General features: G+C 70.8%; 22 protein-coding genes and 1 pseudogene. 6 read left to right on the top strand and 17 right to left on the bottom strand.

The features are described 5' to 3' along the window. Positions 1-28 precede the first annotated feature (28 nt). From ACQUQD_RS24420 to ACQUQD_RS24410, 3 genes are read left to right on the top strand one after another with little or no spacing between them, the layout of a single operon-like run. The gene (locus ACQUQD_RS24420; RefSeq protein ID WP_428957643.1) at positions 29-610 is read left to right on the top strand and encodes a TetR/AcrR family transcriptional regulator; all 582 of its coding nucleotides are present in this window, start codon (positions 29-31) and stop codon (positions 608-610) included. Continuing rightward, a complete protein-coding gene (locus ACQUQD_RS24415; protein WP_428954255.1) occupies positions 607-1,446 on the top strand; it encodes an alpha/beta fold hydrolase in 840 nt (279 codons plus the stop codon). The genes ACQUQD_RS24420 and ACQUQD_RS24415 overlap by 4 nt, the downstream gene beginning before the upstream one ends. Position 1,447: 1 nt before the next feature. After that, positions 1,448-2,890 carry an NAD(P)H-hydrate dehydratase gene (locus ACQUQD_RS24410; RefSeq protein WP_428954254.1) on the top strand — a complete coding sequence of 481 codons (1,443 nt, stop codon included), beginning with the start codon at positions 1,448-1,450 and terminating at the stop codon, positions 2,888-2,890. Positions 2,891-3,155: 265 nt separating this feature from the next. Here ACQUQD_RS24410 and ACQUQD_RS24405 read toward each other — a convergent pair whose 3' ends face one another. From ACQUQD_RS24405 to ACQUQD_RS24395, 3 genes are read right to left on the bottom strand one after another with little or no spacing between them, the layout of a single operon-like run. Then, the gene (locus ACQUQD_RS24405) at positions 3,156-3,527 is read right to left on the bottom strand and encodes a holo-ACP synthase (protein ID WP_428954253.1); all 372 of its coding nucleotides are present in this window, start codon (positions 3,525-3,527) and stop codon (positions 3,156-3,158) included. Between the two features lie 34 nt (positions 3,528-3,561). Beyond that, positions 3,562-5,409, bottom strand: a complete 1,848-nt coding sequence (gene glmS, locus ACQUQD_RS24400) for a glutamine--fructose-6-phosphate transaminase (isomerizing) (RefSeq protein WP_428954252.1) — start codon at positions 5,407-5,409, stop codon at positions 3,562-3,564. 10 nt (positions 5,410-5,419) lie between these two features. After that, positions 5,420-5,671, bottom strand: a complete 252-nt coding sequence (locus ACQUQD_RS24395; protein ID WP_428954251.1) for a hypothetical protein — start codon at positions 5,669-5,671, stop codon at positions 5,420-5,422. Positions 5,672-5,854: 183 nt separating this feature from the next. Here ACQUQD_RS24395 and coaA point away from each other — a divergent pair, with 183 nt between their 5' ends. Together coaA and ACQUQD_RS24385 are read left to right on the top strand one after the other, a co-directional pair. Beyond that, positions 5,855-6,865, top strand: a complete 1,011-nt coding sequence (gene coaA / locus ACQUQD_RS24390; RefSeq protein ID WP_428954250.1) for a type I pantothenate kinase — start codon at positions 5,855-5,857, stop codon at positions 6,863-6,865. A gap of 20 nt (positions 6,866-6,885) precedes the next feature. After that, positions 6,886-7,836 carry a DUF389 domain-containing protein gene (locus ACQUQD_RS24385; RefSeq protein WP_428954249.1) on the top strand — a complete coding sequence of 317 codons (951 nt, stop codon included), beginning with the start codon at positions 6,886-6,888 and terminating at the stop codon, positions 7,834-7,836. Here the strand turns inward: ACQUQD_RS24385 and glmM are convergent. From glmM to ACQUQD_RS24365, 4 genes are all read right to left on the bottom strand, one after another. Then, on the bottom strand, positions 7,833-9,191 hold the full coding sequence (gene glmM, locus ACQUQD_RS24380; protein WP_428954248.1) for a phosphoglucosamine mutase: 1,359 nt from the start codon (positions 9,189-9,191) through the stop codon (positions 7,833-7,835). The genes ACQUQD_RS24385 and glmM overlap by 4 nt on opposite strands. 97 nt (positions 9,192-9,288) lie before the next feature. Continuing rightward, positions 9,289-9,804 carry a 30S ribosomal protein S9 gene (gene rpsI, locus ACQUQD_RS24375; RefSeq protein ID WP_428954247.1) on the bottom strand — a complete coding sequence of 172 codons (516 nt, stop codon included), beginning with the start codon at positions 9,802-9,804 and terminating at the stop codon, positions 9,289-9,291. A gap of 44 nt (positions 9,805-9,848) precedes the next feature. Then, on the bottom strand, positions 9,849-10,292 hold the full coding sequence (gene rplM, locus ACQUQD_RS24370; RefSeq protein WP_428954246.1) for a 50S ribosomal protein L13: 444 nt from the start codon (positions 10,290-10,292) through the stop codon (positions 9,849-9,851). 175 nt (positions 10,293-10,467) lie between these two features. Continuing rightward, positions 10,468-11,697, bottom strand: coding sequence for a glycosyltransferase family 87 protein (locus tag ACQUQD_RS24365; protein ID WP_428954245.1), 1,230 nt, complete (start codon positions 11,695-11,697; stop codon positions 10,468-10,470). Between the two features lie 75 nt (positions 11,698-11,772). Between ACQUQD_RS24365 and ACQUQD_RS24360 the strand changes: the two genes are divergently transcribed. Further along, a complete protein-coding gene (locus tag ACQUQD_RS24360) occupies positions 11,773-12,618 on the top strand; it encodes a hypothetical protein (RefSeq protein WP_428954244.1) in 846 nt (281 codons plus the stop codon). Here the strand turns inward: ACQUQD_RS24360 and ACQUQD_RS24355 are convergent. The 10 genes and pseudogenes from ACQUQD_RS24355 to map all read right to left on the bottom strand — a co-directional run bounded on the left by ACQUQD_RS24355 (position 12,572) and on the right by map (position 18,391). Continuing rightward, the gene (locus tag ACQUQD_RS24355; protein ID WP_428954243.1) at positions 12,572-12,886 is read right to left on the bottom strand and encodes a hypothetical protein; all 315 of its coding nucleotides are present in this window, start codon (positions 12,884-12,886) and stop codon (positions 12,572-12,574) included. The genes ACQUQD_RS24360 and ACQUQD_RS24355 overlap by 47 nt on opposite strands. A gap of 5 nt (positions 12,887-12,891) precedes the next feature. Beyond that, positions 12,892-13,089 (bottom strand): annotated as a pseudogene (locus tag ACQUQD_RS24350) (polyprenol monophosphomannose synthase); the annotation flags it as partial. A 75-nt stretch (positions 13,090-13,164) separates the two neighbouring features. Then, entirely contained in the window at positions 13,165-14,019 is an 855-nt protein-coding gene (gene truA / locus ACQUQD_RS24345; RefSeq protein WP_428954242.1) for a tRNA pseudouridine(38-40) synthase TruA, read from the bottom strand. 87 nt (positions 14,020-14,106) lie between these two features. Then, on the bottom strand, positions 14,107-14,604 hold the full coding sequence (gene rplQ, locus ACQUQD_RS24340) for a 50S ribosomal protein L17 (RefSeq protein WP_018528369.1): 498 nt from the start codon (positions 14,602-14,604) through the stop codon (positions 14,107-14,109). A gap of 186 nt (positions 14,605-14,790) precedes the next feature. Then, positions 14,791-15,813, bottom strand: coding sequence for a DNA-directed RNA polymerase subunit alpha (locus ACQUQD_RS24335; protein WP_003966937.1), 1,023 nt, complete (start codon positions 15,811-15,813; stop codon positions 14,791-14,793). A gap of 132 nt (positions 15,814-15,945) precedes the next feature. Beyond that, complete coding sequence (gene rpsK / locus ACQUQD_RS24330; protein ID WP_003948617.1) at positions 15,946-16,350, bottom strand: 30S ribosomal protein S11; 405 nt, start codon at positions 16,348-16,350, stop codon at positions 15,946-15,948. A 64-nt stretch (positions 16,351-16,414) separates the two neighbouring features. Then, complete coding sequence (gene rpsM, locus ACQUQD_RS24325; protein WP_428954241.1) at positions 16,415-16,795, bottom strand: 30S ribosomal protein S13; 381 nt, start codon at positions 16,793-16,795, stop codon at positions 16,415-16,417. A gap of 212 nt (positions 16,796-17,007) precedes the next feature. Then, a complete protein-coding gene (gene rpmJ, locus ACQUQD_RS24320) occupies positions 17,008-17,121 on the bottom strand; it encodes a 50S ribosomal protein L36 (protein WP_003974245.1) in 114 nt (37 codons plus the stop codon). A gap of 59 nt (positions 17,122-17,180) precedes the next feature. Further along, complete coding sequence (gene infA / locus ACQUQD_RS24315; RefSeq protein WP_003948620.1) at positions 17,181-17,402, bottom strand: translation initiation factor IF-1; 222 nt, start codon at positions 17,400-17,402, stop codon at positions 17,181-17,183. Positions 17,403-17,554: 152 nt separating this feature from the next. After that, positions 17,555-18,391, bottom strand: coding sequence for a type I methionyl aminopeptidase (map, locus tag ACQUQD_RS24310; RefSeq protein WP_428954240.1), 837 nt, complete (start codon positions 18,389-18,391; stop codon positions 17,555-17,557). Positions 18,392-18,410 lie beyond the last annotated feature (19 nt).

Here is an 18,410-nt window from a genome sequence, read left to right as displayed (position 1 = left end):
GAGCGGAAGAGGAGTTGAGTCGCCCATGATGGCCAGGGCAGGCCTGACCAGGGAGCGGGTGGTGGCGGCCGCCGCCGACCTCGCGGACGCCGTCGGCTTCGAGCACATCACCGTCGCGGCGCTCGCCCGCGGCTTCGGCGTGAAGGACGCGAGCCTGTACGCCCACGTCAGGAGCCTCTCCGACCTGCGCACCGGGGTCGCGATCCTGGCCGGTCTCGATCTCGCCGACCGGATCGCGGACGCGCTCGCGGGCCGGGCGGGCCGCGACGCGCTCATCGCCTTCGCGGACGCCTACCGCGACTTCGCCCTCGCCCACCCCGGCCGGTACGCGGCCACCCAGCGCCAGGAGCTGGACCCGTCGGTGTACGACGACCACCCGGGCCTGCGCCGCAATCTCACCTGCACGTACGCGCTGCTCCAGGGCTACGACCTGGCCGAGCCCGACCTGACCGACGCGGGCCGGCTGCTGCGCAGCACGTTCCACGGCTTCGTCAGCCTCGAACTCGCGGGCGGCTTCCGGCACGAGCGCGAGGCGGCCGCGAGCTGGGCGCGCGCCGTGCGGGCCCTGCATGTCGCGCTCACCGACTGGCCCGAAGGGGACGACAGTTGATCACCGCACACCGGCTCCGCGTACCCGGCGCGACGCTGTACCACGAAACCCGGGGCGAGGGCCCGCCGCTCCTGCTGCTGCCCGGCGCGGGCGGTGACGCGGCGGCCCTCGACCCGGTCGCCGACGCGCTGTCCGGCACCTTCACCGTCCTCACGCACGACCCGCGCGGATACTCGCGCAGCACGCTGGACGGCCCCCGCGCCGAGCAGCGGGTCGACGTCCACGCGGACGACGCCCTGCGCCTGCTGGACGCGGTCGCGCCCGGCGAACCGGCCTACGTGGCGGGGGCGTCCAGCGGCGCGATCGTCACCCTCGACCTACTGGCCCGCCACCCGGAGCGGCTGCGCCGGGTCCTCGCGCACGAGCCGCCGTCGTGGAGCGTGCTGCCGGACGCGGCCGAGCAGCTGGCCTTCTTCCAGGAGGTGCACGACACGCTCGTCGCCGAGGGGCTGGCGGCGGCCGGCGAGCGCTTTTTGAAGGGCGTGGGACCGGTACTGCTGCCGCGGCCGCGGCGTGACGGCGACTCGGTCGCGCCGCGCGCCCGGGAGGCGGCGGAGCGCATGCTGGCGAACGCGCCGCTGGCGATCCGGTTCGAGCACCGCAGCTTCGCGGCGTACGTCCCCGATCCCGACGCCCTCGCGGCCGTCTCGGACCGGCTGGTCCTGGCGGCGGGCACAGCGACGCGGGGCCATCTCCCGTACCGCCCGGCGGCGCTGCTGGCCGGCCGGCTCGGTCTGGACCTGGCGGATTTCCCCGGTGCGCACAACGGCTGGTCCACCCACCCCGCCGAGACGGCCGACCTGCTCCGCGCCCACCTCCTGGGGGACACTCGGTGACATGCGCACTGCCTACGACGTGGAGACGATCAGGGCCGCCGAACGCGCGCTGATGGCGCGGCTGCCCGACGGAGCACTGATGCAGCGGGCGGCAGCGGGCCTCGCCGCGGCCTGCGCGGACCTGCTCGGCAAGGTGTACGGAGCGCGGGTCGCCCTGCTGGCCGGCTCCGGGGACAACGGCGGCGACGCCCTGTACGCGGGCGCCCGCCTGGCCCGGCGCGGCGCGGGCGTGACGGCCCTGCTGCTGTCGCCGGAGCGGGCGCACGCGGGCGGCCTCGCGGCGCTGCGGGCGGCGGGCGGCTCGGTGCTCGACGGGGAGTCCGGCGCAGCCGTGGACGCGGTGTCCCGGGCCGACCTGGTCATGGACGGCATCGTGGGCATCGGCGGCAAGGGCGGCCTGCGCCCGCGCGCGGCCCGGCTGGCCGCGGCGGCGACGGAGTCGGGGGGCACGGTCGTGGCCGTGGACCTGCCCAGCGGGGTCGACGCGGACACGGGCGAGGTGCGCGGCGAGGCCGTGCGGGCGGACGTGACGGTCACGTTCGGCGCGTACAAGCCGGGGCTGCTCGTCGACCCGGCGCACGCGTACGCGGGGGCGCTCCGCCTGGTCGACATCGGCCTCGAACTCCCCGCGAAGGAAGCCGAGTTGGAGGCTCTCCAGTACGACGACACGGCGCGGCTGCTGCCCCGGCCCACCGGTGAGAGCGACAAGTACCGGCGGGGCGTGGTCGGGATCGTCGCGGGCTCGGCCCGCTACCCGGGGGCGGCCGTCCTGGCCGTGGCCGGGGCGCTGCACGGCGGCGCGGGCGCGGTCCGCTACGTCGGCCCGGCCGCGGACGCGGTCCTGGCCCGCTTCCCGGAGACCCTGGTGTCGGCGGGCCCCCCGGCCAAGGCGGGCCGGGTCCAGGCGTGGGTGATCGGGCCGGGCCTGGGCGACGACACGGCGGGACTTTCGGACGTCCTGGCGTCCGACGTGCCGGTACTGATCGACGCGGACGGCCTGCGCCTGGCGGACGCGGCGACGGTCCGCGCCCGCACCGCCCCGACGCTCCTGACCCCGCACGCCGGCGAGGCTGCGGCGCTGCTGGGCTCCGCCCGGGACCAGGTCGAGGAGCAACGCCTCTTTTCCGTACGGGAGTTGGCGGCGCGGTACGGGGCGACGGTGCTGCTGAAGGGCTCGACGACGCTGATCGCGTCGCCGGAGGGCGGACCGGTGCGGGTGAATCCGACGGGTACGCCGTGGCTGGCCACCGCGGGCAGCGGCGACGTCCTGTCCGGCCTGACGGGCTCCCTCCTCTCCGCCGGCCTCCACCCCGCGGAGGCGGCCTCGGTGGGCGCCTATCTGCACGGCTTGGCCGCGCGGCATGCGGCGCAGGGGGCGCCCGTGTCTGCGCAGGACGTGGCGTCGGCGGTACCCGTGGTGTGGCGGGACGTCATGGGGGCCTAGCCGTTCGTTGCCGTCCGTTGCCGTTCGTTGCCGACTGCGGGCCGGTGGGGGCTGGTCGCGCAGTTCCCCGCGCCCCTGAGATGCGCACTGCGTGCGGCACCTCATCGATGAGGCAGCAGCGAAGCTGCATGCCTCAGGGGCGCGGGGCTGCATAGATCAGCGGCTCCGTCGCGGGGCGCGACCCGCCACGACGAAGCCCGCACCCGGCACCGCACACCACACCCCGACGGCGCCCGGCCGGACCCGCGCCCGGCCCCCGCCCCGCCTATCCCTCGGCCACAACCACCGCGGACGCGACCCCCGCGTCATGGCTCAGCGACACATGAAACCCGGTGACACCCAGCGCCGCCGCCCGCGCAGCCACCGTCCCGGTCACCCGGAACCGCGGCTGCCCCGTCTCCTCGACCCACACCTCCGCGTCGGTCCACCGCAGCCCGCCCGGCGCGCCGAGCGCCTTCGCGATGGCCTCCTTCGCCGCGAACCGCGCGGCGAGCGACGCGACCCCGCGCCGCTCGCCGCCGGGCAGCAGCAGCTCGCCCGGCAGGAACAGCCGTTCGGCCATCCCCGGCGTCCGCTCCAGCGACGCCGCGAACCGCTCGATCTCGGCCACGTCGATACCGACCCCGATGATGCTCATGCCGAGCACCTTAGAGCGACCGGCCGGGACCGGCTCACTCCACCGTCACGGACTTCGCCAGGTTCCGCGGCTGATCCACCTCGTTGCCCCGCGCCGTCGCCAGCTCGCACGCGAACACCTGCAGCGGCACCGTCGCGACCAGCGGCTGCAGCAGCGTCGGCGTGACCGGTACCCGGACCAGGTGGTCGGCGTAGGGCACGACGGCCTCGTCGCCCTCCTCCGCGATCACGATGGTCCGCGCCCCGCGCGCCCTGATCTCCTGGATGTTCGACACGATCTTGTCGTGGAGCACCGACCGTCCCCGCGGCGAAGGCACCACCACGACCACCGGCATGCCCTCCTCGATGAGGGCGATCGGCCCGTGCTTCAGCTCACCGGCCGCGAAGCCCTCGGCGTGCATGTACGCCAGTTCCTTGAGCTTCAGGGCGCCTTCCAGAGCCACCGGGTATCCGACGTGCCGCCCCAGGAACAGCACGGTGTCGTGCCCGGCCAGCGAACGCGCCAGCTCCCGCACCGGCTCCATGGTCTCCAGGACCCGTTCGACCTCCTCGCCGATGCGGGACAGGTCCCGTACGACGGCGAGGATCTCGTCGGCCCACTTGGTGCCGCGCACCTGGCCGAGATACAGCGCGACCAGATAGCAGGCCACCAGCTGCGTCAGGAACGCCTTCGTCGACGCGACCGCGACCTCGGGACCGGCGTGCGTGTACAGCACCGCGTCCGACTCGCGCGGGATCGTCGAACCGTTCGTGTTGCAGATGGCGAGGACCGTGGCGCCCTGCTCGCGCGCGTGCCGCAGCGCCATCAGGGTGTCCATCGTCTCGCCGGACTGCGAGATCGCGATGACCAGCGAGCGGGCGTCCAGGATCGGGTCCCGGTAGCGGAACTCGCTGGCCAGCTCCACCTCGCACGGGATCCGCGTCCAGTGCTCGATGGCGTACTTGGCGATCAGGCCCGCGTGGAAGGCCGTGCCGCACGCCACGATGACGACCTTGTCGACCATCTTCAGGACCTGCGGCGGGATGCGCAGCTCGTCCAGCGTCAGCTGGCCCTCCGCGCCGATCCGCCCGAGCAGCGTGTCGGCGACGGCCTTCGGCTGCTCGGCGATCTCCTTGAGCATGAAGTAGTCGTAGCCGCCCTTCTCGGCGGCGGAGGCGTCCCAGTCGACGTGGTAGTGCCGCACGTCCGCGGCCCGCCCGTCGAAGTCGGTGACGACGACACCGTCCCGGCGCAGCTCCACGACCTGGTCCTGGCCCAGCTCGATCGCGGAGCGGGTGTGCGCGATGAAGGCCGCCACGTCCGAGGCGAGGAACGCCTCGCCCTCCCCCACGCCCACCACCAGCGGCGAGTTCCGGCGCGCGCCCACGACCACGTCCGGGGCGTCCGCATGCGCCGCGACGAGCGTGAACGCGCCTTCCAGGCGCCGGCACACCAGTCTCATCGCCTCGGCGAGGTCCGCACACACCGAGTACTCCTCGGCCAGCAGATGCGCCACGACCTCGGTGTCCGTCTCGGAGGACAGGACATGGCCCCGCTCGGCCAGCTCGGCCCGCAGCGCCGCGAAGTTCTCGATGATGCCGTTGTGGACGACGGCGACCCGGCCCGCGTTGTCCAGATGCGGGTGCGCGTTGGCGTCCGTGGGGCCGCCGTGGGTGGCCCAGCGGGTGTGCCCGATACCGGTGGCGCCGGCCGGCAGCGGCCGGTCCACGAGTTCCTTCTCCAGATTGGCGAGCTTCCCGGCCTTCTTCGCGGAAGCGAGCGAGCCGTCCGCGAGCACGGCCACACCGGCCGAGTCGTAGCCCCGGTACTCCAACCGCTTCAGCCCCGCCAGGACGACGTCGAGAGCCGACTGTGAACCTACGTAACCCACGATTCCGCACATGAAGCGCAGCCTAGGGCCGGTTTTCGCGCCCCCACAGGAGCCGGTCCCGCGCGTCCTGCACGAGCCCCAGGTACTCGACCTCCTCGCAGCGCGGCTTGCTGCCCATCTCGTAGAAGTCGAGGCAGTCGTCGAGGTCCTCGCCGATGTCCTCGTCGGGCAGCTCCAGCGCCAGCTCACTGCGGACGTGGCCGGCCCAGTCGTCGGGGTCCTGCGCGGCGCCGGTCCGCCGTCGCACGAAGCCGGGCACGCGAAGTAAGGACATCACGGTTCCCCTCCCGCCCCGCGGAGGCGGCTCTGCCCCACGGGTCTGGGGACCGTACCGCCGCCTCCACCGCAGGTCCATACCTGTGCACGAGCCGTGACGAGCCGCGGGAGGCGGGGCGGGCGCTGCGCCGCGTGACGCACCCCACCCCCCGCCCCGTCCGTACAGCCGTAACAATGGACTGTGATCTCTCCGGTCTCCGAGCCCCTGCACTCGACCTCCCGGAGCGCCCACCGGCACAAGCCGGAGGCGACTCCCTACGTCGACCTCACCCGCACCGAGTGGAGCGCCCTGCGTGACAAGACGCCCCTGCCGCTGACCGCCGAGGAGGTGGAGCAGCTCCGCGGCCTCGGCGATGTGATCGACCTCGACGAGGTCCGCGACATCTACCTGCCGCTCTCCCGCCTTCTGAACCTGTACGTCGGCGCGACCGACGGCCTGCGCAGCGCCGTGAACACCTTCCTCGGCGACACCGTCCAGAAGGCCTCCCAGTCCGGCACCCCCTTCGTCATAGGGGTCGCGGGCTCGGTGGCGGTCGGCAAGTCGACGGTCGCCCGCCTCCTGCAGGCCCTGCTCTCCCGCTGGCCCGAGCACCCGCGCGTCGAGCGCGTCACCACCGACGGCTTCCTGCTGCCGACCAAGGAGCTGGAGGCCCGCGGCCTGATGTCGCGCAAGGGCTTCCCCGAGTCGTACGACCGCCGGGCCCTGACCCGCTTCGTCGCCGACATCAAGGCGGGCAAGGACGAGGTGACGGCCCCCGTCTACTCGCACCTGATCTACGACATCGTGCCGGACCAGAAGCTCACGGTCCGCCGCCCCGACATCCTCATCGTCGAGGGCATCAACGTGCTGCAGCCCGCCCTGCCCGGCAAGGACGGCCGCACCCGCGTCGGTCTCGCCGACTACTTCGACTTCAGCGTGTACGTGGACGCGCGCGCCGAGGACATCGAGCGCTGGTACCTCAACCGCTTCCGCAAGCTGCGCGCGACCGCCTTCCAGGACCCGTCGTCGTACTTCCGCAAGTACACGCAGGTGTCCGAGGAGGAGGCACTCGACTACGCGCGCACGACCTGGCGCACCATCAACAAGGTGAACCTGCTGGAGAACGTGGCGCCCACCCGCGGCCGCGCGGGCCTCGTCATCCAGAAGGGCCCCGACCACAAGGTGCAGCGGCTGCGGCTCCGCAAACTCTGAGAGCCCGTTACCGTACGCGCATGCTGCATCTGCGACTGATCACCCCGGCCGACACGACGGACGACGTGGTGGACCTGATCGAGAAGACGGTCGGCACCACGCACGTCACGGTGCTGCCGGGTGCGGCCCGGGTCCCGGCGGGCGATGTCGTCACCTGCGACGTCGCCCGCGAGGCGGGGGACGAACTCCTCGGCGCGCTGCGCGGTCTCGGCCTCGACCGGACCGGGTCGATCGCCGTCGAGAACATCGATCTGTCGCTGTCCGAACGGGCCGACAAGGCCGAGGACGACGCCCCGGGCGAGGGTGCGGACGCGGTGCTGTGGGAGCAGCTGACGGACGCCACCCACGAGGAGTCGACGCTCTCGGTGACCTACGTGGCCTTCATGGTGATCGCCACCATGATCGCGGCCTGCGGCGTCGTGCTCGACAACGCCATTCTGATCGTCGGCGCCATGGCCGTCGGCCCCGACTTCGGCCCGGTGGCCGGGGTGTGCACGTCGCTGGTCCGCCGGGCACCGCGGCTGGCCGCCCGCTCCCTGACCGCGCTCCTGGTGGGGTTCGCGGCGGCGATGGTGGTGACGGCCGGGTTCAGCTGGTTCATGGACGCGGTGGGGCTGTTCAGCGATGAACTGCTGCAGGGCGACCGGCGCCCCAACACCAGCTTCATCTACAACCCGGACTGGTTCTCGTTCGTCGTCGCGGTCCTCGCGGGCGCCGCGGGCACCCTCTCGCTCACCTCGGCGAAGTCCGGCGCGCTGGTCGGTGTCGCCATCTCGGTGACGACGGTCCCCGCCGCGGCGAACGCGGCGGTCGCCTTCAGCTACAGCGAGTACCGGCAGGCCTGGGGCTCGACGGAACAGCTCCTGCTGAACCTGCTGGGGATCGTCCTCGCGGGCACCCTGACGCTCCTCGCCCAGAAGCTGTTCTGGGCGAGGACGCGGGTGACGCCGCGGACGAGCCGGCGCCCTTAGCCGAGCGCCGACTTCACGACGTCGGCGAGGCGTCCGGCGACGGTCCGGGCCTGCTCGATGTCGGCGGCCTCGACCATCACGCGCACCAGCGGCTCGGTGCCGGAGGAACGCAGCAGCACCCGCCCGGTCTCGCCCAGCTCACGCTCGGCGTCGGCCACGGCCGCGGTCAGCTCGGGCGAGGTGGTGACCCGGGACTTGTCGACGTCCGGCACGTTGATGAGCACCTGCGGGAGCCGCTCCATGACGGACGCGAGGTCCTTGAGGCTCCGGCCGGTCTGCGCGACGCGCGCCGCGAGCAGCAGCCCGGTCAGCGTGCCGTCACCGGTCGTCGCGTGGTCGAGCACGATGACGTGCCCGGACTGCTCACCGCCCAGCGCGTAGCCGTGCTGCTTCATGGACTCCAGGACGTACCGGTCGCCGACCGCGGTCTGCACGAACGTGATGCCCGCGCGCTCCATGGCCAGCTTGAAGCCGAGGTTCGACATGACGGTCGCGACAACGGTGTCCTTCCGCAGGGCACCACGCTCGCTCATCGCGAGGGCGAGGACGGCCATGATCTGGTCGCCGTCGACCTCGGACCCGGTGTGGTCCACGGCCAGGCACCGGTCGGCGTCGCCGTCGTGCGCGATGCCGAAGTCGGCCTTGTGCTCGACGACGGCGGCCTTCAGCAGGTCGAGGTGGGTCGAGCCGCAGCCGTCGTTGATGTTGAGCCCGTCCGGCTCGGCGCCGATCGTGACGACCTCGGCACCGGCGCGCGTGAACGCCTCCGGCGAGACACGGGACGCGGCGCCGTGCGCCTCGTCGAGGACGATCCGCAGACCCTCCAGCCGGTTGGGCAGGACACCGACGAGGTGGGCGACGTACTGGTCGAGCCCTTCGTCGTACGACTTCACGCGGCCGACGCCGGCCCCGGTCGGACGGTCCCACGGCGCACCGGTGCGGTGCTGCTCGTAGACGTCCTCGATGCGGTCCTCCAGGGCGTCGTCGAGCTTGTGGCCGCCGCGCGCGAGGAACTTGATGCCGTTGTCCGGCATGGCGTTGTGGCTCGCGGAGAGCATCACGCCGAGGTCGGCTCCCAGCGCACTGGTGAGATACGCCACCGCGGGGGTGGGCAGCACACCGACGCGCAGGACGTCGACGCCCGCGCTGGCCAGACCCGCGACGACCGCGGCCTCCAGGAACTCGCCCGAAGCACGCGGGTCACGGCCGACGACCGCCACCGGACGGTGCCCCTCGAAGCTGCCCGCCTCACCGAGCACATGCGCCGCGGCAACCGAGAGACCGAGCGCCAGCTCGGCCGTGAGATCCGCGTTGGCGACACCGCGCACGCCGTCCGTGCCGAAGAGTCGTCCCACTTGTGTCCTCCGAACTTCAAGTCGTCCATAAGCCGAACGCCCCGGCGGCACGGAAGGTGCCGCCGGGGCGAACGGGAAAAACAAGCAGGCAGCAGATTTAGCGCTTGCTGTACTGCGGGGCCTTGCGGGCCTTCTTGAGACCGGCCTTCTTGCGCTCGACCGCACGGTCGTCACGCTTGAGGTAACCGGCCTTCTTGAGCGCCGGACGGTTGTTGTCCACGTCGGCCTCGTTCAGCGCGCGGGCCACGCCCAGGCGCAGGGCGCCGGCCTGACCGGAGACGCCGCCACCCGAGATGCGGGCGATGACGTCGTAGCGGCCGTCGAGCTCGAGCACCTTGAAGGGCTCGTTGACTTCCTGCTGGTGGACCTTGTTCGGGAAGTAGTCCTCGAGCGTGCGCCCGTTGACCTTCCACTTGCCGGTGCCGGGCACGATGCGAACGCGCGCGATGGCGTTCTTGCGACGGCCCAGGCCGGCGGCCGGCTGCGGGTCACCGAAGCGGGCGGGGTTGGACTCCGAGGTGTACTCGCCCTCGACGGGCGCGTCCGACTCGGTGGTGTAGCTCTCGACGTCCACGATCTCTTCGACCGGCGTCTCAGGGGTGGTCTCGGCCACGATGCTCCTCAGATTCTTTTCTGTCTTTGGGGGTGTGGCCGGAACTACTGCGCGACCTGGGTGATCTCGAACGGCACCGGCTGCTGGGCAGCGTGCGGGTGCTGGTCGCCCGAGTAGACCTTCAGCTTCGAGAGCATCTGACGGCCGAGCGAGTTCTTCGGGAGCATGCCCTTGATGGCCTTCTCGACGGCCTTCTCCGGGGTCTTCGCGAGAAGCTCGTCGTAGCGGACGGAACGCAGACCACCCGGGTAACCGGAGTGGCGGTACGCCATCTTCTGGGTCTTCTTGTTGCCGGACAGGTGAACCTTGTCGGCGTTGATGATGACGACGAAGTCGCCCATGTCCATGTGCGGGGCATAGGTCGGCTTGTGCTTGCCACGGAGGAGGTTCGCAGCAGTGGTTGCCAGACGGCCCAGGACGATGTCCTGCGCGTCGATGACGTGCCACTGGCGAGTCACATCGCCGGGCTTAGGGCTGTACGTACGCACTTAGCAGCCTTCTTCTTCAGTGGATGGGTGCTGAAAATGGCATCACTGAAGCGATCGTGCAGCTGGGGACGACAGTGCCGGGTTCAGCGCCCGTATGCCGCCCACTGGTAACTGCTCCAGGGAACCCGTGCAAGGGCCTCTCACATGAGAATGAGCAAGCCGATACACATAACGACTAGGCAGAATACCCGCGGCGCCCCGGATGGGTCAAAACGCTGTCCGACCTCGACTCCGGGACCGTGGTCCGCCCGGTCACTTCCAGCCTAACGGCCCGCCGGAGCGAACAGCTCCGTGCGACCGTGACGGCCAGCACACACAGCGTCGCGCAGTCGAGGAAGGCCCTGCGCACTCCCGTGTCGAGGTACGGCCAGGAAAGGCCGGGCAGCTGCGGCAGCAGCGCCGCCCAGAGCCAGGGGGCACGGGCGGCGGCGCCCGCCTCCAGAGCCCCGGCCAGCAGCAGGGGCACGACGACCAGGAGGTAGTGGTCGTAGCTGGGCCGGGAGACGAGAAAGGCCGAGAGCATCAGCATCACGGCGGTCTCGGACACCCGCCGCGCCCCCGCGTCCCCCCTCCTCCAGCGCCGCCACGCGCACCACACCCCGGCCGCCGCCCCCGCCGCGGCGAGCGCCGTCGCCGCGGCCGCCGGGACGCCGAGCCGCGCGAGGACCGCCCCGGGCGAGGCCTCGTAGAGCCGTACGAAGCCGTCGTCGCCGCGCAGCAGGAAGGGCAGGGTGCGGGTGAAGAAGCCGGCCGGGTCCGGCATCGCCAGGGCCGCGGCCGCCGAGGCGCCCGCGGGCACGAGGACCAGGGCCGCGAGCCCCCGCCACTGCCGTGCGAGGACGAAGAGGAGGGCGACCGGGGCGAGCAGCGGTTTGAGCGCGAGGGCCGCACCGAGCACGACGCCCGCCGCGAGCCAGCGCCCCCTGGCGGCGAGCAGCAGGGCCCAGGGCAGCGCGGCGACGGCCGTCACCGTCCAGTTCCCGAGGGCGACCAGGTGCGCGAAGGGCGCGAAGCCGACGGCGAGCGCGAGCAGCCCGTACGCGGCGAACCGGCTGCGCCACGGCACCCCGTGCACCCGCAGGGCGCCCGCCCAGCCGGCTACGAGGCCGCCCGTCACGAGCACCGGAACGGCCAGGCGCAGCACGGCGGTTGGCGTCAGGGCCTGCGGCACGGCGGCGAGCACGGCGCTCGGGAAGTAGAGGAAGTGCCGGTCGGCGTACGGGGATCCGCCGTCCAGCCACACCCGGGCGGCGCGCACGACGATCCCGTTGTCCATGCCGCCGCCGGGCGCCTTGAGCGCGACGTGAGCGGCGAGCACGGCGAGCACGACGCACAGAGCGGCCCGGACGGAACGGGGCGCGGGCCGCAACAACCAACTGGTTAGGGGCGATTTGGCGGCTTTCATGCGGTTTACGTTAGGTGGTGCCGGACCGCATCAGGCGTATCCCCCGCCCCATCCGGGCCGTCTAAGATGCGCCCCATGAGTTTCGGGCAGGGGGGACCCCAGTGGGGGTCCGGTGACAGCGGGGGCGCTCCGGACTGGGCGGCACTCGCCGAGGCCTCAGAGGCACGGGCGCGCAAGAAGCGCTGGATGATGATCGGCGGCGCCGTCGTCGCCACGCTCGCCGTCGGGTCGGTCGTGGCCTGGGGCATCGTCTCCGCCAACAAGAACAGCACGGCCGGGAACAAGCCGTCCGACCAGCTGCCGAGCACCGCGGACATCCCCAGCGAGGGGAAGACGCCGGGCCCCTCCTTCGCGGAGACGACCCCGCCGCCGCCGCTCGACCCGAACGACTTCATCGACAGCGCGGCCAAGGACAAGGCGCCGCTCACCGCCGACACCCTGTACCCCGGCAAGACGCTCACCTTCGGCGGCCAGGTGTACAGGAAGGGCGCGACGGCCCGGACGACGGACTGCTCCTCGGTGGGCACCAAGGGCCTGCCCGGCGTCCTGAAGAAGAACGGCTGCACCCAGGTCATCCGCGCGACCTACTACAAGGGCGGCTCCGCGGTCACCATCGGCGTCGCGGTCTTCGACACGAAGGCGGCGGCGACCCGGGCCAAGGAGCAGTACGACTTCGACGGCGCGATCGTCTCCCTGCCCGGCTCCGGCGTGCCCACGTTCTGCCGCACGACGGTGTGCCGCCAGACCGCGAACTCCGTCGGCCGCTACGCGTACTTCACCAACGGCGGCCGCACCAACGGCACGGACGCCACCAAGCAGGACACCACGGTGTACAACCTGGGCGACGACCTCCAGGAGTTCACGTTCCAGCAGATCAAACGACGCGGCGAGGCGCAGGCCTCGGCGGCGGCGACGCGCTGACCGGGCGGAGCGTCAGCGTCTCCTCCACCGACTCGACGAATCCCGCCGTGTCGAAGCCGTGGCGGGCCACCGGCACCTGCGGCGCCCTCTTGAACACCCAGGTGCGGTACGACCAGAAGCGGAACAGGGTCGCGACGCCGATGCCGGTGAACTTATTGAACGCCGCGAGGTTCACGACGATGCCGCACAGGCCGACCACGCCGAACTTGGCGATCTCGGCGTACAGCCTGCTCACCGCGGACGGGGCGCCACCGTGCCTGCCGCTCACCGCCCTCACACCCCGCGGTATCGGCGGCGCAGCCGCAACGGGATCACCGCGGACTCGATCTGCGTACCGAGGCTCATCTTGGAGACGCCCTCGGTCCGCTCCTCGAACCGGATCGGGATCTCGACGACCTCGCACCCCCCGCGCACGGCCTTGTACTTGAGCTCCACCTGGAAGCTGTAGCCCGCGCTGTCCAGCGACTGCAAACGCGTGTTACCTGAGGGTTTCGTCTCTTCTCGCCCCAGCCGTACAACCATCGCCCCGTTTCGGCTCTCTGCGCCTCAGCAGCAGCCCGCCCCGGGAAGCGTCCGCTTGTTCCGCGCTTCCTTGTTCCGCGCGGCCAGCAACTCATCGGCGGGATAGCCGACTTCCTCCAGCGTCAGCCCGTGCGGCCGCACCACGTGCACGGCGGAATCCCGCACTCCGGCGGCCAGCACCTTCCCCGGCCAGTCGGCGCCGCGGTGCCCGTCGCCCACGAACAACAGCGCCCCGATCAGCGAACGCACCATGTTGTGGCAGAACGCGTCGGCCCGCACGGTCGCGGTGATGATCCCGTCGTCCCCGCGCACGAGGCTCAGCGCCTGCAGGGTCCGGATGGTCGTGGCCCCTTCGCGCCGCTTGCAGTACGCGGCGAAGTCGTGCTCCCCCAGCAGCCGCTCGGCCGCCTCGTTCATGGCGTCGACGTCCAACGGCCAGTCGTGCCACAGCACATGCCCCCGCAGCAGCGGATCGACCCCGCCCGGGTGATCGGTCACGCGGTACGCGTACCGCCGCCAGACCGCCGAGAACCGGGCGTTGAACCCGCTCGGCGCCTCGGCCACCGACCACACCCGCACATCCTTCGGCAGCCGCCCGGCGAGCCGCTTCAGCAGCTTCTCCCGGTGCTCCTCCCACACGCTCTCCGGCAGATCGACGTGCGAGACCTGCCCGCGCGCGTGCACCCCGGCATCCGTCCGCCCCGCCACGGTCAGCTCGTACGTCTGCGCGGACCGCGTCACGGTCCGCAGCGCGTCCTCGATCTCCCCCTGGACGGTCCGCCGCCCGCCGGCCTGCTTGGCCCACCCGGAGAAGTCGGTCCCGTCGTACGACAGGTCGAGCCGTACGCGCACGAACCCGTCCGCCACTTCGTCACTCACACCCAGTTCCTTTCCACACCCACGCGAACGCGAAAGCGGGCCCGCCCGAAGGGGCGGACCCGCTCACACAACACTCGAGGCAGAGCCTCAGGCGTCCTTGGACTCCTCGGCGGCCTCGGCCGGCTTGGCGTCCTCGACGACCTCGGCGGCCGGAGCGGCAGCCTCGGCGTCCTTGGCGGCACGCTTGGTGGCGGCCTCGGCCTCACCAGTGGCCTGCTGCGCGACCGTCAGGGCCTCGACCAGCTCGATGACAGCCATGGGCGCGTTGTCGCCACGACGGTTACCGATCTTGGTGATACGGGTGTAACCACCCGGACGGTTCTCGTAGCGCGGGGCGATCTCGGTGAAGAGCGTGTGGACGACGCTCTTGTCCGTGATGACCGTGAGCACCTGACGGCGGTTGTGAAGGTCGCCCTTCTTCGCCTTGGTGACCAGACGCTCCGCGTACGGGCGCAGACGACGGGCCTTGGCCTCGGTCGTCGTGATCTTGCCGTGCTCGAAGAGCGACTTCGCGAGGTTCGCGAGGAGCAGCTTCTCGTGCGCGGCGCTGCCGCCCAGACGGGCACCCTTGGTGGGCTTCGGCATGGTGTTTCTCCTAGGTGTCTGCCCCGGCCGTATCAGGTACCGAGGTCAGTGTCCGAGCGAGCAGGTTTGCCCGTCGGAGACCCCGCGCCCCAAAAAAAGGGGCGCGGGGAGGTGTCTGTCTGCGGCTCCGCCGCGTGGGCGCGACCAGCCGAAGCCGGCCCGCAGCCGAGATCGAACAGCGAGCTCTTAGTACTGCTCGGTCTCGACGAAGCCCGCGTCCGCGTCGTCGTCGGCGCCGAAGGCGTCGGCGGCAGCGGTCGGGTCGAACCCGGGAGGCGAGTCCTTCAGCGCGAGGCCCATACCGGCCAGCTTCGCCTTGACCTCGTCGATCGACTTCGCACCGAAGTTGCGGATGTCGAGCAGGTCCGCCTCGGAACGGGCCACGAGCTCACCCACGGAGTGGATGCCCTCGCGCTTGAGGCAGTTGTACGACCGAACGGTGAGCTCGAGCTCCTCGATCGGCAGCGCCAGGTCGGCAGCCAGGGCGGCGTCCGTCGGGGACGGACCCATGTCGATGCCCTCGGCGTCGATGTTCAGCTCGCGGGCGAGACCGAACAGCTCGACCAGCGTCTTACCGGCCGACGCCATGGCGTCACGCGGACGCATGGCCTGCTTGGTCTCGACGTCGACGATCAGCTTGTCGAAGTCGGTGCGCTGCTCGACACGCGTGGCCTCGACCTTGTACGTGACCTTGAGGACCGGCGAGTAGATCGAGTCGACCGGGATGCGCCCGATCTCCTGACCGACCTGCTTGTTCTGCACGGCGGAGACGTAGCCGCGACCGCGCTCGACGGTCAGCTCCATCTCCAGCTTGCCCTTGCCGTTCAGCGTGGCGAGGACCAGGTCGGGGTTGTGCACCTCGACACCGGCCGGCGGCGCGATGTCGGCGGCGGTGACCAGACCCGGGCCCTGCTTGCGCAGGTACATCACGACGGGCTCGTCGTGCTCCGAGGAGACGACCAGCTGCTTGATGTTGAGGATCAGGTCGGTGACGTCTTCCTTGACGCCCGGCACGGTGGTGAACTCGTGCAGGACACCGTCGATCCGGATCGACGTGACGGCCGCACCCGGGATCGAGGACAGAAGGGTCCGGCGGAGCGAGTTGCCGAGGGTGTAACCGAAGCCCGGCTCCAGCGGCTCGATCACGAACCGGGAGCGGAACTCGTCGACGACCTCTTCGGTCAACGAGGGACGCTGAGCGATCAGCATGAAGTGATTCCTTCAGTCAGGGGCACCCACTATTTGATGCCCTGAGGTAGTACAAGGGTACGGGCGGCACGACCCGAAAGAGCCGTACCGCCCGAAAACCTCAGACCAAGCGGCCTGCGTTACTGACCGAGATCAGACGCGGCGACGCTTGGGGGGACGGCAGCCGTTGTGCGGGGTCGGCGTGACGTCCTGGATCGAGCCGACCTCGAGGCCGGTCGCCTGCAGGGAGCGGATGGCGGTCTCACGACCGGAACCCGGGCCCTTGACGAAGACGTCGACCTTGCGCATGCCGTGCTCCTGCGCGCGACGGGCGGCCGACTCGGCAGCCATCTGCGCGGCGAACGGCGTGGACTTGCGCGAGCCCTTGAAGCCGACGTGGCCGGCGGAGGCCCACGAGATCACGTTGCCGGTCGGGTCCGTGATGGACACGATCGTGTTGTTGAACGTGCTCTTGATGTGAGCGTGCCCGTGGGCGACGTTCTTCTTTTCCTTGCGGCGCACCTTCTTGGCAGCGCCCTGACGACCCTTGGGGGGCATGTCGTTCTCCTACGGGAGGTGGTCGGTCCTACAGCGAAGACCGCTGGTGAGCGTCCGCTGAGGACTACTTCTTGCCCGGCTTCTTCTTACCGGCGATGGCGCGACGCGGGCCCTTGCGGGTACGAGCGTTCGTGCTGGTGCGCTGACCGCGGACCGGCAGACCACGACGGTGGCGCAGACCCTGGTAGCAGCCGATCTCGACCTTGCGGCGGATGTCGGCCTGGATCTCGCGACGGAGGTCACCCTCGGTCTGGAAGTTCTGGTCCACGTACTCGCGGATCTTGACGAGGTCTTCCTCGCTCAGGTCGCGAACACGGATGTTGCGGTCGATACCGGCGGCGTCCAGCGTCTGCTGGGCGCGCGTACGCCCGATGCCGAACACGTAGGTGAGGGCGACCTCGATGCGCTTGTCGCGCGGGAGGTCAACGCCTTCAACGCGTGCCATTCATGGCTCCTGTTTATCTTCGGAGGTCTGCAGCAGAGCCGCTCCCGGCCGCCGTTCCCTTTGTGCTCAAAGAGTCGGTACGCGCCAGGTCCCCGGCCTCCGACCGAAGGTGTCGCCACGGTGGAAACCACCGCCGGCGGGCCCTGCATATGTACTCAATGTGTTGCGTGCGTCGCGCGAAACTCTGCGAACGAACTGCAGTAAGTCGTGCGTCAGCCCTGGCGCTGCTTGTGGCGCGGGTTGTCGCAGATCACCATGACCCGACCGTGACGGCGGATCACCCTGCACTTGTCGCAGATCTTCTTGACGCTCGGCTTGACCTTCATGGGTGAGGTTCTCCGGGTCAGTTGCCGGCAGCCCGCGGGAAGCGGGACTTGGGCAAGATCTACTTGTACCGGTAGACGATCCGGCCACGCGTCAGGTCGTACGGAGACAACTCCACCACGACCCGGTCGTCAGGGAGGATACGGATGTAGTGCATACGCATCTTGCCGCTGATGTGAGCCAGGACCTGGTGGCCGTTCTGGAGCTCCACCTTGAACATGGCGTTCGGAAGAGACTCGACGACAGTGCCTTCGATCTCGATGGCACCTTGCTTCTTGGCCACGCTTCGCCCTTCGAATCGACTACCTTGATCGACTCCCGATTCGCATGCGGACATGCAGATACACGAGAGCCGACGAGTCAGTCTACGTCAGTACCCCCGGAAAGACGAATCCGAGAATTCTGCCCTATCCGGGAGATCACTAAGCCCCCGAATCAGCCCAACGGGTCAGGAGCCGCCGTCACGCCCAGCTCCGCCAGCTTCGCCCTGCCGCCATCCGGAGCAGTCAGCACCAGCGGACCCTCCTCCGTCAGCGCCACCGAGTGCTCCCAGTGCGAGGACCAGGTGCCGTCCGTGGTGATGACCGTCCAGTCGTCCTCCAGGACCTCGGTCCTGGGAGTGCCGAGGGAGACCATGGGCTCGATGGCCAGGCAGAAGCCGGGGACGAGCTTGGGGCCCTTGCCGCGGCGGCGCTCGACGTAGTTCAGCAGGTGCGGGTCCATGTGCATCTCGGTACCGATGCCGTGGCCGCCGTAGTCCTCGACGATCCCGTACTTGCCGCCGCCCGGCTTGGGCTGGCGGCGGATGTACGTCTCGATCGCGCGGGAGATGTCCACCAGCCGGTTGCCCGCCTTCATCGCGGCGATCCCGGCCCACATCGACTCCTCGGTCACCCGGGACAGCTCGATGAGCTCCGGAGCGTGACCGGAACCGACGAACGCGGTGTACGCGGCGTCCCCGTGCCAGCCGTCGATGATCGCGCCCGCGTCGATGGAGATGATGTCGCCGTCCTCGAGCACGACCTTGTCGCTCGGGATGCCGTGCACCACCACCTCGTTCTTCGAGGTGCAGATCGTGGCGGGGAAGCCGCCGTACCCCAGGAAGTTCGGCTTCGCCCCGTGCTCGGCGATGACCTTGCGGGCGACCTCGTCCAGGTCCTTGGTCGTCGCGCCCGGCACGGCCGCCTCACGGGTCGCGGCGTGGATCGCCGCGACGACAAGCCCCGCCTCCCGCATCTTGCGAATCTGGTCGGGGGTCTTGATCTGCACCATGAGGGCCTGCGCTCTCCGT

Source organism: Streptomyces sp. cg35 (assembly GCF_050410835.1).
In the GTDB taxonomy this organism is placed as follows: domain Bacteria; phylum Actinomycetota; class Actinomycetes; order Streptomycetales; family Streptomycetaceae; genus Streptomyces.
This window is presented reverse-complemented; position numbering and strand designations above follow the sequence as displayed.